The following is a 14,341-nucleotide window of genomic DNA, read 5'->3' on the forward strand; positions in this document are numbered from 1 at the left end:
TATTGAATGACTATCGTGAACTGTGAAAGTTGGTAATCAAAGCTTAGTTGATGATCACAGTTTGGTTGGTGATCAAAGCTTGATAGTAAACTCTTCACCAGAGTTATCTGCAATCACCAAATGACTGCGTGATTCTATGTACTCAATTTGCTCATCTTCCAGCGAATATGGCATCACAACTTTTAGCTCATTGATCCCTTCTAACTTTGCTAGCTTAAGCAAAGTGACAATATTAGATTCATCGCTTTTACGTGTAGACATTGATTTCAATGCCATCTGCCATAAGCGATCTTCTGGGCTGGCTAGCTCTTTGATGCTATCCCTCCAGACGGTACTGAATACTGGTGCAATAGTGGTGAGTGCTTCCAGAAAAGTCCATTTTTTACTGCATGAGGCGCCAAGAAATGTTGTGTAATCGAACTCTACACGCGTCTCTTCCTGTTTATCCATGATGTCCCCCGACACTTTGGCAACACAATATACTCAATATCTATCAACTCTTTCTTTATAGCAATAGGATATAGAAGAATGGTCTTTTATGACCTTTTGATTGGTTAAAAAGGCATATAAAAATCAAGTTTGTAACAAAATAAGCACTGAAAAATCATATATGCGCCTATTTGATTAATATTTTAGAGATAAAACTTATCCATCTATTTGATATCAATTATCCTGCTCGCTTTTTTGTACTGAATACGCCACCCAGACCATGTTGGCAGTTCCCAACGTTTTGGGGATAACTTCCGACTACCCGATTGATAATGAACGTAAATCAGCTTTCTTGCGGGGAAGTATTCAACATCCAGTTGTAAATCGGCAAGGCTCAATGAAAACGGATATTTGTCCGAGAACTCTGAGTAAGCCCATGTGGGAATTCCATCAAACGGGATATCAGAATGTTCAAACATTTCTAGCTCGCTGACATCCGTCACACCTAACACTTCGAGTTGCTCTATAAACCATAGATCAAAGCTCAGTTGCTCGATCTCAGGGGTATATTTTGTCTCTTCATCGAGCCCAAGCTTCACATACAGTTGCCAATGTTTGATCTCTCGAGTGCGAGCCTCTGCAAAACCGGGGAGCTGAACACCACTCAAGACAAGATCAACAATAGGCTTCAATGATAACTGACCTTCAGCCGCGACTTGCTTAGTCGCAATCGTGCGGCCTGCATACACCAAATCCATCTCAGTAAAGACGCCATCATCATTGACCACGGTTTCACCTTGTTGCCATTCACCCAACTCCGCTTCAACGACGAGAGCTAAAGGAATAGGCGCAGTGACTGTCGCTAGGGTCAGTGTTTGCTTAACGCCTCTTCCCGGCAAGCTGTGCGTGTCCAGTACCAACATCGCTTGCGCATTATCAGGGAAACGATTCTGACGACCGAGCACCACCTCTAACGTTCCATTAGCAAACGCTTCTTTTCGTTTCAGTCTACGCACGAACACCAATTCTGGATGTAGCTGAATGATGGTTTCAAGTAAAGCAGTACGTTGATAGCGAGACGCGACTTCTAACTGAGGAAGTTCGAACACCTCACGCATTTGCTTAGCCAACCCTTGCGCTTCATTCAGTGCTTGGTGGTCTATTTCTAGATGCGGATAATCACGACCGCGAACAATCTGAATGAGCAAAGATAAATCACAGCCTTCTTTCTCTTGTTGAGCGAGAGCTTCAAGATGTTCTGCATTGTTCGGCAGCTGATACAAACGAGCAGGAACGGACAACGCCGCGGTGAGATCCACCATGGCTTCTTTAAGTGCTTTGGTTTTGATTCGCGTGACAATATCGGCATACAAAGCATCAATCGGCAGCGGATAAAGCTTTTTGCCGTGCTCAGTGATTTGATGGTCGGCATTAATCGCTTCCATCATCAACAAGGTTTGAGTCGCGCTGTTTAGCGATTTCTCAGGGATAGGATCGAGGAAAGACAGGCTTTCAAGTGGTGCTCCACAACATGCCGCGGCTAACATAGGTTCTGTTAATTCTTCGCGCTGCAGTTCAGGAGGCGTGACTAACTCTAATGCAGCGTGTTCGCCATATAGACGAACGCAGACACCATCCATCACCCTACCCGCACGGCCAGCTCGTTGCTTGGCACTCGCTCGTGATATGGATTTAAGCATCAGTGTGGTTCTGCCGTTGCGTTGAACGGTGCGTCTTTCTAATCCTGAATCTATCACCACACCAATGTCGGGAATAGTTAATGAGGTTTCTGCCACGTTGGTCGCAAGGATGACCTTTCGCAAACAGTCGCTGTGGTCGGTATTGGTGTGGGCGCTGGTATCGATATTACGACCAGACAACGCTAGATCTCGTTCTTTATCACTCACCGAGGCATGTAATTTCACCACTTGGATATCTGGATTCCTTGCCAAGGCTTGCTCACATTGCACGATCTCTTTTTTACCCGGTAGGAAAACCAACATATCGCCGTGTGATGCAATGAGCTGATGATTCACTTCTTCAGCGATGCGTTGCTCCAAATGTCGAATGTCGGGTAATGCTCTCGATTCATTTGCTCGGTGTTCAATCGCCACTTGATAAGTACGACCTTCGCAGCTTATCCGACTCGCATTTAAATACTGAGCAAGACGTTCCCCTTCTATGGTTGCAGAGGTGATCACCAAACGATGACTCGCTTTCTGTTTAAGGATCGCCACCAGCAGATCAATGTCCCAACGTCTTTCATGAAATTCATCGACAACAATGACATCGAAATTTGCCAGTCCATCTTCTGATAACCAGCGCAGCGCGATACCGGGAGTCACAAACACAACGTTGGTTTGCTCGTTGTATTCCGATTCAAGCTTAATCGCATAGCCGATCTTGCTACCCAGCTTTTCACCCGATTGCTTCGCGAGATATTTAGCTAATGACGTACAAGCGATTCTTCTCGGTTCCACCACCAAGACTCGACCATGCTCCGATGCCCAAACCGGTAAACGTGTTGATTTACCCGATCCCGTTTCAGCTTCGACGACAAGATGAGAATGAGAGAGCTGTTCATGGAAAGTGTTTTGATAAGAATCGATGGGGAGTGATGACATACAGAGGGTAACTAACGAAAAAGTGTGAGCGAAGTATAACGAATTATGGCGTTAGAATTCGAGAAGTGTGGGACATAAGTAAGAATATCATTTTGTTTGCTAAGATCGGAGGGAAACTATTTACAATTGAATAACTAAACCGTTATCATTTTTCAGTTACTCTTTCTCCCATATTAGGCATCCAATGAACAACGATAAACGCCCTCTATATATCCAGTATGCAGGTCCCGCTCTACTTAGTACTCCTCTTCTAAACAAAGGCAGCGCATTCTCTGCTGAAGAACGTAGCTCTTTTAACCTTGAAGGCTTGTTACCTGAGACAACGGAAACAATCCAAGAGCAAGTTGGACGTGCGTACAAGCAATACTGTAACTTCGAAAGCGATATGGATAAGCATATCTACCTTCGTAACATCCAAGACACAAATGAAACGCTTTTTTATCGTTTAGTTCAAAACCACATCTCTGAAATGATGCCTATCATTTACACGCCAACGGTTGGCGCAGCATGTGAGAACTTCTCAAATATTTACCGTCGTGGCCGTGGTCTGTTTATTTCATACCCGAACCGCGATCGTATCGATGATCTACTGAATAATGCGACAAACCACAACGTTAAAGTTATCGTGGTTACGGATGGTGAGCGCATTCTTGGTTTGGGAGACCAAGGTATCGGTGGTATGGGTATTCCAATTGGTAAGCTAGCACTTTACACAGCTTGTGGCGGTATCAGCCCAGCTTACATGCTACCAATCGTACTCGATGTTGGTACGAACAACCCTCAACGTCTTGCAGACCCAATGTACATGGGCTGGCGTCATCCTCGTATCACAGGTGCTGATTACGATGCATTCGTTGAAGAGTTCATCCAAGCAGTTCAACGCCGTTGGCCAGATGCTCTAGTTCAGTTCGAAGATTTCGCACAAAAGAACGCAATGCCACTGCTTGAGCGTTACAAAGATCGCATCTGTTGTTTCAACGATGATATCCAAGGTACAGCAGCAGTGACTGTTGGTTCTCTACTTGCAGCATGTAAAGCAGCAAACAGCAAACTTTCAGACCAACGTATCACCTTCTTAGGTGCGGGTTCTGCAGGTTGTGGTATTGCTGAAGCTATCATTGCTCAAATGGTTTCTGAAGGTATCAGCGACGAGAAAGCGCGTTCACAAGTTTACATGGTTGACCGTTGGGGTCTTCTACAAGAAGGCATGCAAAACCTACTTGATTTCCAACAGCGCCTAGTACAAACCAATGCGAACACCAAAGATTGGGAAAGTGACGGCACTGGCTTCTCTCTACTCGACGTTGTTCGTCATGCTAAACCAACTGTATTGGTTGGTGTATCTGGCGCTCCTGGTCTGTTCAGCAAAGAAGTCATCAAAGAGATGAACCTTCACTGTGAACGCCCTATCGTGTTCCCGCTATCAAACCCAACAAGCCGTGTTGAAGCGACACCAAACGACATTATTCGTTGGACTGATGGCCAAGCATTGGTTGCGACAGGTAGCCCGTTTGAACCAGTAACTCATAACGGTACTACCTATCCAATCGCTCAGTGTAACAACAGCTACATCTTCCCAGGTATTGGCCTTGGTGTATTGGCTGTGAATGCTTCACGCATCACTGATGAAATGCTGATGGAATCAAGCCGTGCGCTTGCAACGTGTTCTCCACTGGCTATCAATGGTTCGGGCGCACTACTTCCACCATTGGAAGAGATCCACACCGTATCGAAGAAGATTGCTCTTGCCGTTGGTAAGAAAGCGATTGAACAAGGTGTTGCACTAGAAATCACTGAAGAAGCATTACAACAAGCGATTGACCAGCACTTCTGGCAGCCGGTTTACCGTCGCTACAAGCGTACTGCATTCTAATAAAGCGTACTGCGCTTGGAATAATGCGTACTGCGCTTTGAATAAAGAGCGTTAACGACTCTTATATGAGCCTCTGCAATTGCAGGGGCTTTTTTCTTTACACTGTCTTGTCTTTTTAACTGATTTTTCTCATTTTTATTTGGTATTATCGAGCACTCAAAAAATAATGCTCAGTCAAAGGACCTTACCGAGAGTGAAATTCGATTCTCAAATTATCCGCAACAACTTACTTAAGGCTTGCAAGAAACTGCAAGGTTTTCTGTATGGCTCTTTCCTCGTATTTCTGGTGGGCAGCGCTGCGGTTATAGCGATCGATTATTGGGTTTCATGGCAGGCAGAAGATCGCATCATCTACGAGATCGATGAAGTACCTGAACGCGAAGTGGCCGTTGTGCTTGGCACCAGCAAATATTTAGGCAGAACACTCAACGACTATTACAAATATCGAATTGAGGCCGCTATTGAGCTGTTTGATCGTGAGAAGGTCAACCAATTCCTGCTGAGTGGCGATAACGCTCATCGTTCTTACAATGAACCTTGGACGATGAAACGCGACCTATTGAGAGCAGGTGTCCCCGACGAACGTATCAATCTGGATTATGCTGGCTTTCGCACTTTGGATTCTATTGTTCGCGCGAAGAAGATATTTGATACTGATAACTTCCTGATCATCACTCAAAAATTCCACTGTGAAAGAGCGCTCTTTATCGCAAACTCTTATGATATTCATGCGCAATGTTTGGCGGTTTCCGGCCCAACTCACCACTCAGGTATCTCAATACGTTTAAGAGAAGTTTTTGCCCGAACCAAAGCGTTTCTTGACCTATACATTATGGGCACGACACCCAAATTTTTAGGGCCAAAAGAACCGATTCAGCCGAACCCAAAACAAGAATTACCCCCGATTCCTAGCCCAATTGCAGACCCAGCAGATACCGATGTGTAGAAATCTACACATTTTAAATTTGTTGCCTCACACTTCCCCACTGTTACACAAAAACACACCAACACGCCTTTATTAACTTAAGTAACATTCTCCCAACAAAGTCTGACCCTACATCAAGCCATACACCTCGAAGCTTTTTACTTTGAGAGCGGTATAACTTGAAATCAAGATACCTCGAAAATAATAAGTACCACTCAAATGAAGTCGGTGCACCAATAAAACGAGGATAAACAAAAGGAGCGTCTTATGACGGCACTTGTTACTACACTGAAACATTGGTTGTTTACCCGCAACAGCATGATACTCATCTGCAATTTCACGTTATTTGCACTTTTGATCAATACCCTCCCTTTCGAAACACAAGTGAACACTGGCCTAAGTATTCTCGTATTTGTGGCTATCTTATGGTTAACCGAAGCGATCCACGTCAGCATCACTGCGCTGCTGGTTCCGTTACTCGCTGTGTTGTTCGGTGTATTTAACACGCCAGCTGCTTTGGCTAACTTTTCTAATCCAATCATCTTCCTATTTATGGGTGGTTTTGCCCTTGCCGCCGCGCTCAACAAACAAGAGCTCGATAAAGCAATTGCCGACAAAGTGTTGATGCTCGCGAAAGGCAAAATGTCGGTGGCAGTATTCATGCTATTTGGTGTGAGTGCTGGATTATCGATGTGGATTTCAAACACAGCGACCACTGCGATGATGCTGCCTCTTGTTCTAGGTATCATGAACAAAGTCGACCAAAGTGAAGACCGCAACACCTACGTTTTCGTACTATTAGGTATCGCTTACTGTGCATCGATCGGTGGTATCGCAACTGTGGTAGGTAGCCCTCCGAACGCAATCGCAGCCGCAGAAGTTGGCCTGAGCTTCACTGAATGGATGGCACTTGGCCTACCAATCACGATGATCTTACTGCCAGTCGCGATGATTATTCTTTACGTGATGACAAAGCCAAAGCTTGACCACAAATTCGAACTAGACCACGCCCCTGTTGAGTGGACAAACAGCAAGAAAATCACACTGTCTATCTTCCTTCTAACGGTAACGCTTTGGATATTCGGTAAGCCAATCAACGCAATGATCGGCGGATTCTCTAAGTTTGATAGCTTGGTTGCGATTGGCGCAATTGTACTGCTTGGCGCTTCTAGAGCAGTAGAATGGAAAGATGTTGAGAAGACGACAGACTGGGGTGTATTAATCCTATTCGGTGGCGGTATCTGTCTGAGTAACATTCTTAAAGCGACAGGCACCAGCGTATTCCTGGCGCACTCTCTAAGTGGCTTTTTAGAAACAGCAGGCGTACTTCTAACAATTCTAGCGGTAGTAGCGTTCGTCGTATTCCTAACAGAATTCGCAAGTAACACTGCCAGTGCTGCACTGCTTGTTCCTGTGTTCGCAACCATTGCTGAAGCGCTAGGTATGTCGCCAGTTATCTTGTCAGCTCTGATTGCTGTTGCTGCTTCTTGTGCCTTCATGCTGCCCGTTGCGACACCGCCGAATGCGATTGTCTTTGCTTCTGGCCACATCAAGCAGAAAGAGATGATGCGAATCGGTATGGTGTTGAACCTAGTTTGTATCTTAATACTGACACTGTTCGCTTGGATTTTCTGGTAAGCACGAACGCCTTATAGTTAGGCTATAACTAAACTGGCTGCAGTTCCCCCGGCTCAGCCAGAATAAAAATGCCCACCCAGCTAATAAGATCTGCTTAACTAACAATATCTGTTCGTTGAGCAATATCTGCTCAACGAACAGAAAGCACTGAGCGGGCATTCAAAAAACAATAAAACGCTTTTCCCTTTTGGTGGCTCCTCGCCACCTTTTTTGTTTCTAACCTATAGCCTTCCGAGTTGCTTAGATTACTTAACCGAACGACACAGCCAACTTAATCTACACAAATCCACCCGCTCACCCATGATTAAATCGCACTGGGTACTAAGCGCGTCCAACCTAACAACAGCATAGAAGCACACATAACCCAAACGACAGTGGCTAATGAGAGTGTTGATACCAAGTTATAGCGATAACTGAACACATAAACCGCGCCAAGATAAGCCGCGTATGGCACAAGCGAAAACAAGCCGAATAGCGCAGTGGTACGTAACTCCACCATGGTTTGTTCAGTGCCAACAATGTAGTGAGCAATCAAAGCAAAAGTGGGGAACAACGGCACAAGGCCAGCGATGTAAAAGCTCTTACTCTTCGACAACAGTGCAATCAGTAAAACCGCAGCCGCACCAAGCAAACATTTAAAGAACAGGGAAATCATTTCAATACGTTATCCAACAAACCAACAAAGGTTCTAGAGGGTAAACCCATATAGCGCCCATAAAAACGCCACACGTCACATATGCACGTGTGGCTTATAAAGTAATCAAAACAATTTTCAGATTAGTGACTCAAGATCACCTGATTTCGCCCTGAATGCTTGGCTTGATACAAGGCTTCATCAGCGCGGGCGATCGTCTCTGTCACCCTCTCCTGCTTCATCTCGGCAATCCCAATACTGCACGTGAGTGAATCGCCATGAATCCAAAGATGTTGGCTAACCAATAATCGAATTCGCTCAGCTTTAATCTGTGCTTCTCCGGCCTCCGTTTCTGGGCAAAAAACGATGAACTCTTCACCGCCCCAGCGCACCAGTTTGTCGGTCGCACTGATAGAGCTACCCACAACCATACTGAATTCACGTAAAATATGGTCGCCCATTTGGTGTCCGTATTTGTCGTTCACACTCTTGAAGTAGTCAATATCCAGATACAGCATGCTCAGCTTTCCATGACCCTGTTTCACATACTGAGACTGCATCTTCAACCAATCACGAATCGCGTGTCGGTTAAGTATTCCTGTTAACTCATCTCGGTGAGCCATCTCCGAAAACTCAAAGTTTTGTTCTCGCAATGCTCGGTTGACGTTCTTCAAATGATGATGTCTTTTCTCTGCAATCACCATGCGTTTTCTCGAATTGTGCAGCTCTGAAAGCAAGAACACGGTGCCCGTACCGACCCAGACAAACAGCAAGATCATAAATAGGCTTTCACCCGTGATATACGAGCCTTCGAACTCAATACTGCGTATGACAATTCGATGGTGGCCAAGCTTGGCACCCGATGCAGTCGCGAATTCCACCATGTTGACGTTCGAATACTCAGGCGCAGAGTGCTCTAGCGCGACATCGTTATCAGCAAGCCACCAAGTCATCACTTGTAAATTCCCAATTGGAATCTCAATCACTCCGCCATCCACGCCAGGCGAAAATTCCATCCCGTTATACTTATGCGTGTACTCGTCGTCAGGGACGGAGTAAGCCGGATTATAATTGCGTAAATAAGTTCTTAAACGGCCGCTAGAATCCGCTTCCGCATGGTAATCAATATTGACTCTAAAGGTGTGATACTGAGAAAGGTCGAGGCCAACCGTGATGTCTGGGTTGATACGAATCGATAGGCCGCAATACGGCCAAGGATACTCAGACTCTTTAAGCTCACAGTCGAGAATATACTGCCCATTTTCGTAGGATAATTGGGATGTACTAACGCCTCTATCTACCTGATCGCTGGTCGCGATAAATTCATACTTATCAGGCGTAATTGCCGTTATCACACGATTCCCGCTCACACGGTAATACTGCACAATGGCAAGCGTTGTGATAACGAGAAAAATAACAATCTTATGGATCCACTTCACGTCAAAGCTTCCGGCTTAATATCCCTATGGTTGGGGTTTCACGATAAAAAATAAGTTAGGTAAATTAGTGATCTTAATGCCAATAATTCACTAAAAAACGTTATATCACGCCCGAACAAAATGTCATACTATATTTTTATGCACATATTTAGTTCCAATTATTCACGCCGAGAATCAAGTAATATTGCGTATAAAAACAGGCTCTATTTGTTATACTCATCGCATAATCATCGTTAACCGTAGCGCCTGCTTACAGAGCGTCCGAGTCGACGAAATAATAATCAAAATACAACGAGTAATGTCATGTCTTTATTAGCAAAAGGAACACTCAAGAAAATGAGTGCTTCGCTTGATGGTGCGGTTACCTACCGTTTACCTGTCGGTGAAGAGTTTGTAGAGCTAAACCCTCTGATTGGTAAAACCATCAACCTCACTCACACCGGTAATATTTTTTGCTGCTCGTGTGGTAAGAAAACCAAGAAAAGCTACTCTCAAGGCCACTGCTTTGTGTGCATGAGAAAGCTAGCAAGTTGCGACATGTGCATCATGAAGCCAGAGACTTGCCATTACGATGAAGGCACGTGTCGTGAGCCTGAATGGGGCGAAGCGAACTGCATGGTTGATCACTTCGTTTACCTGTCGAACACATCAAGCCTGAAAGTGGGTATCACTCGACATACTCAAATCCCAACTCGCTGGATTGACCAAGGTGCGACTCAAGGCCTGCCAATCTTGAAAGTGAAAACACGTCAGATTTCTGGCCTGATTGAAGTTGAGTTAGCAAAACACATTGCCGACAAAACCAACTGGCGCACGTTGCTAAAAGGCGACGGTGACGATATGGAGTTGGTAGAAAAAGCCAAAGAACTTTTGCCATTGGTTGAGGATAAAATCCAAGAGATCAGAGCAAAGTTTGGTGACGATGCTATCGAGATCCTAAGTGAGAACATCACTTCACTCAGCTACCCAGTAGAACAGCACCCAGTGAAGATTGTGTCGCACAACTTTGATAAGAACCCAGAGGTGACAGGTGTACTTCAAGGCATTAAAGGCCAATACCTAATCCTAGATACGGGCGTGATTAACATCCGTAAATTTGGTTCTTACGAAGTCGAAGTGTCTGCATAATTTGTAGAACTTAAGCGTTTCTCACAGTGAGAACCGTTTAGCTGTTTAGCTGTTTAGCTAATAGCCAAAAACTAAAATGCCCTGAAGCCAATACTTCAGGGCATTTTTGTTAGGGATGCGTTTCGATTTGAAACGTTAATTCAGGGGATTAAAGCGCAACCACATCGCCACACACGCGATTCTTACCAGCCGCTTTCGCTCTGTAAAGAGATTGGTCAGTTAGGTTAACCAGCGCATCGATAGACACTTTTCCTTCGCAAGCTCGGCTATCACTCACACCGATACTCACGCTCACATTAAAACGCACCTGCTCATCAATCTTAAACTCGGTTTGATGAAACTGTTGGCGGATCTGGTCAGCGACTTGACGCGACACTTGAGATGACGCGTTAGGGATAAAGACAATGAACTCCTCACCTCCCCATCGACCTGCAACACCGCCCACAGCCTCAACATTACGCTTGGTAATATCAGCCAATGCGCAAATAACCTCGTCACCCACCATGTGCCCGTAAGTGTCATTGATCGATTTAAAATCATCGATATCAAGCAGCATACACACAAGATGAGTATCAGAGACAAGATGCTCCCTTAACCATTCATAAATCGCCCTGCGGTTAAGCAAGTCGGTCATTTCATCGTAATTTGCTTGGTGAACCAACTGCTTTTCCAACATCACCTTTTGAGTCACGTCTTCGAGCACCACCTGAACGGCTGGCTGACCTTTCCAAGTGATCGCATTATCGTAGATATTGAAGAATCGATGAACACCATCTAAACCAATGTTTTCAACAACCGTGCTGGTACCCGACAACTCACCAGACACGATCGCTTGATAATGGCTGCGAATGCCTTGGGTATCTTTCTGTGGCACTAAGTCGAGGATGGACTCTAGCTTTAAGACTTGCTCAATCGACTCGCCACCCTGAAGTTTTACCCATGATTGATTGGCCATCAACGGCTTGAAATCTCGGTGAACCAAGATGCCCTGCCCTGACTGCATGATCATATCGTGGTACATCTGGTCTTGCTCACGCACCACATTTTGCAGCTGAATCGCAGGAGACAGATCGATGACTGTCACTTGCAGTGCAGGTCTACCTTGCCACTCAGTCACATGATCAATAGAGAACACTGTGAACTCTCTGCCATTGCGGTCAACATTGGTAAAAGTATGAACCTGAGGATCTCGTTGACCACCGACGGTTTCTAGATAATTCTTATAGGCCGCGACATGAAACTTGTCTGGAATAAGATCCAGAAAGCTATCTATTTTAGACAGCAGTTCTTCGGGGGATGGGTATCCATAGATGCGCGCATAATTAGCGTCAACACTAACCACATTCATATCTTGAATAGTTATTACACCGTACGTGGATTCGAAATTTATTGAAGACATGGCCAACTCCGCACTCTCGCTATACTTCACAAACTGGAGTATAACTACATATCCTACCAACGCTTCCACATAATCCTTCACGCGTTAGGGGGAATTAATATTACAACTAGTATATCGTACTGATATAGGCTTCTCTACAATTCTATCGCTAACATCAGTTATCAAAAGTAGACAAGTATCTCATTCCTATTATTCGCGTCAAAAAACACAAATAGATAACCTATATCAATGTAAGTATTACCTTTTTCTACTTTTGGCTTTGAGCTGAGTTAGCACTCTAGCGTTCAACATCTCAAACTTGTTCGCTATTCTTTTAAACCTGCGCGCGTTATTCATTCCAATCGGAAAAATAAGAGACTAAGAAATCAATCGCAAGTCGTGCTCTCTGTGGAAGGAAGCGACGGTTTTGATATACGATCCAACTGCTTGTTCCTGCTCCCCAATATTCTTCTAATACTGGCACCAATTTTCCATTGGCAAGGCCGCCATTGAAGCTGCTTTTAGGAAGATAAACAATGCCAAGTCCCTCTTCACAAGCTTTGAGTACCGCGCTCGAATTATTGCTCTTCCAACGTCCATGCACTCTTACTGCATTTAACGGCTTTCCATCTTTCTCAAACAGCCACTGATCACTGTTGGCAATAATACAACTGTGCAACTTCAACTGCTCAGGCTGGGTTGGAGAACCAAATTGATCGATATAGTTCTGACTCGCGGCTGCTGCCATTGGGCGATCCACCAGCTTCCTTGCCACCAAACCCGAATCATCTAACCGACCATAACGAATCGCGAAATCGATACCATCTTCGATGAAGTTAACCATGTTGGTATTGAAGTTCATTTCGATGGTGAGATCAGGGTGGTCTTTGGCAAATTCCATCAGCGCCGCTGCGACATGATTCTCGGCAAACGCACCCGCCGCACTCACACGTAAGGTACCGCTCAACTGAGCTTGTTGAGACGTGACTTGTTCATTCGCCTGCTGCAACCCGATAACCAGATCTTTGCATTGCTGATAATAGGTATGCCCAGACTCGGTCAAACTCACCATACGTGTTGAACGCGCCAACAACGCCACGCCTACCCGTTCTTCTAGTCTCGATACTTGGCGGCTGACATGGCTGGTACTGCAACCTAATTGTTTCGCTGCCGCAGAAAAGCCGTGGCACTCTGCAACCGCCACAAATTCATTAATACCTTCAAAGCTATCCATACTTCACCTGCTTACATTTAGCTGATTCGCGTCTAGCCAGTTTGCGTCCCGCAAGTTCGCACCCCACTAGTTCAACCCCGACTCATTCATATCTTCACATTCAACTGTTGCTATATAGCAATAATGTTTTGCTTATTACCCATATTATCACTCATACGATTTACAATTAATATAACGACATCAGCAATTCAACTATGCTTAGACAAACATCAGCCCTGAAGGAACGAATCATGAAAAAAATATTAATCCCAGTGACTAACCACGCAACACTAGGCGATACAGACCAAGCGAACGGTACTTACGCTCCAGAACTGACTCATGCATTGAAAGAGATCATTGCCGCTGGTTTTGAATACGACATCGCTTCTATCAAGGGTGGTAAAGGTCCACTGTATGGAACCGATATTGAAGGTGATTCAGTAAACGCAGAAATCTTGGCGGATGATGACTTCCAGAACCGTATCAACAATACAATTCCTGTAAGCCAAGTTAACGTAGAAAGCTACGATGCTATCTTCTACCCAGGTGGTTTCGGTCTGCTTTCAGACCTAGCAACCGACGAGCAATTCGCCACGATTGCCGCTAAGCATTACGAAGATGGCGGTTTGATCGCATCAGTATGTCACGGCCCAGCAGCCCTGCTTCCGATTGTCCTGAGCAACGGAGAAAAGCTATTAAGCTCTAAATCAGTGACTGGCTTTACACGTGAAGAAGAGATCGACTTTGGCACCATCAACGACATTCCATTTCTATTGGAAGAGTCTCTTGCTCGTAGCGCAGCGCGTTTCAACAAGGTTCAACCTTGGCAAGAGCTTGTGATTGTTGATGAGCGAGTAATTACCGGTCAGAACCCAACCAGTGCCCACGCAGTAGGTGCAGCTCTGGCTAAGCATCTGTCTTAGTTAAATCACGGACTTTTTCGATTAGCGATTAGCGATTAGCGATTAGCGGCTTTAGTCTTAATAGACTTTGCTAAACAGATATAAATTCAATCAAACAAAAAGAGCATACTTCCTACTCAATATTATTGAGAGAAGTA

At 44.9% G+C, this 14,341-nt stretch carries 11 protein-coding genes; 5 read left to right on the top strand and 6 right to left on the bottom strand.

Features of this window, described 5'->3' with window-relative positions; genetic code table 11:
* Positions 1-72 precede the first annotated feature (72 nt).
* Positions 73-450: a transporter gene (locus tag QUF19_RS10225; protein WP_192888891.1), complete on the bottom strand. Its 378-nt coding sequence runs from the start codon at positions 448-450 to the stop codon at positions 73-75.
* A gap of 203 nt (positions 451-653) precedes the next feature.
* A complete protein-coding gene (locus QUF19_RS10230) occupies positions 654-3,053 on the bottom strand; it encodes a helicase-related protein (protein ID WP_286292737.1) in 2,400 nt (799 codons plus the stop codon).
* Positions 3,054-3,237: 184 nt separating this feature from the next.
* Here QUF19_RS10230 and QUF19_RS10235 point away from each other — a divergent pair, with 184 nt between their 5' ends.
* The 3 genes from QUF19_RS10235 to QUF19_RS10245 all read left to right on the top strand — a co-directional run bounded on the left by QUF19_RS10235 (position 3,238) and on the right by QUF19_RS10245 (position 7,489).
* Positions 3,238-4,926 (top strand): NAD-dependent malic enzyme, encoded by a 1,689-nt coding sequence (locus QUF19_RS10235; protein ID WP_102434882.1) that lies wholly within the window; start codon positions 3,238-3,240, stop codon positions 4,924-4,926.
* Between the two features lie 193 nt (positions 4,927-5,119).
* Positions 5,120-5,872, top strand: a complete 753-nt coding sequence (locus QUF19_RS10240; RefSeq protein ID WP_102434881.1) for a SanA/YdcF family protein — start codon at positions 5,120-5,122, stop codon at positions 5,870-5,872.
* Between the two features lie 246 nt (positions 5,873-6,118).
* Complete coding sequence (locus tag QUF19_RS10245; RefSeq protein WP_286292748.1) at positions 6,119-7,489, top strand: SLC13 family permease; 1,371 nt, start codon at positions 6,119-6,121, stop codon at positions 7,487-7,489.
* Positions 7,490-7,793: 304 nt separating this feature from the next.
* On the opposite strand, the gene QUF19_RS10250 is transcribed toward QUF19_RS10245, so the two are convergent.
* Together QUF19_RS10250 and QUF19_RS10255 are read right to left on the bottom strand one after the other, a co-directional pair.
* A complete protein-coding gene (locus QUF19_RS10250) occupies positions 7,794-8,144 on the bottom strand; it encodes a GlpM family protein (RefSeq protein WP_017106708.1) in 351 nt (116 codons plus the stop codon).
* Between the two features lie 122 nt (positions 8,145-8,266).
* Positions 8,267-9,562 (bottom strand): GGDEF domain-containing protein, encoded by a 1,296-nt coding sequence (locus QUF19_RS10255; RefSeq protein WP_286292755.1) that lies wholly within the window; start codon positions 9,560-9,562, stop codon positions 8,267-8,269.
* A 303-nt stretch (positions 9,563-9,865) separates the two neighbouring features.
* Here QUF19_RS10255 and QUF19_RS10260 point away from each other — a divergent pair, with 303 nt between their 5' ends.
* Positions 9,866-10,690, top strand: a complete 825-nt coding sequence (locus tag QUF19_RS10260) for a DUF2797 domain-containing protein (protein WP_017082764.1) — start codon at positions 9,866-9,868, stop codon at positions 10,688-10,690.
* Positions 10,691-10,838: 148 nt separating this feature from the next.
* On the opposite strand, the gene QUF19_RS10265 is transcribed toward QUF19_RS10260, so the two are convergent.
* The gene (locus QUF19_RS10265) at positions 10,839-12,089 is read right to left on the bottom strand and encodes a sensor domain-containing diguanylate cyclase (protein WP_434784908.1); all 1,251 of its coding nucleotides are present in this window, start codon (positions 12,087-12,089) and stop codon (positions 10,839-10,841) included.
* 328 nt (positions 12,090-12,417) lie between these two features.
* Positions 12,418-13,302: a LysR family transcriptional regulator gene (locus QUF19_RS10270; protein WP_102314993.1), complete on the bottom strand. Its 885-nt coding sequence runs from the start codon at positions 13,300-13,302 to the stop codon at positions 12,418-12,420.
* Between the two features lie 230 nt (positions 13,303-13,532).
* Here QUF19_RS10270 and QUF19_RS10275 point away from each other — a divergent pair, with 230 nt between their 5' ends.
* Complete coding sequence (locus QUF19_RS10275; RefSeq protein ID WP_286292772.1) at positions 13,533-14,204, top strand: type 1 glutamine amidotransferase domain-containing protein; 672 nt, start codon at positions 13,533-13,535, stop codon at positions 14,202-14,204.
* Positions 14,205-14,341 lie beyond the last annotated feature (137 nt).

Source organism: Vibrio sp. FE10, from assembly GCF_030297155.1.
In the GTDB taxonomy this organism is placed as follows: domain Bacteria; phylum Pseudomonadota; class Gammaproteobacteria; order Enterobacterales; family Vibrionaceae; genus Vibrio; species Vibrio apostichopi.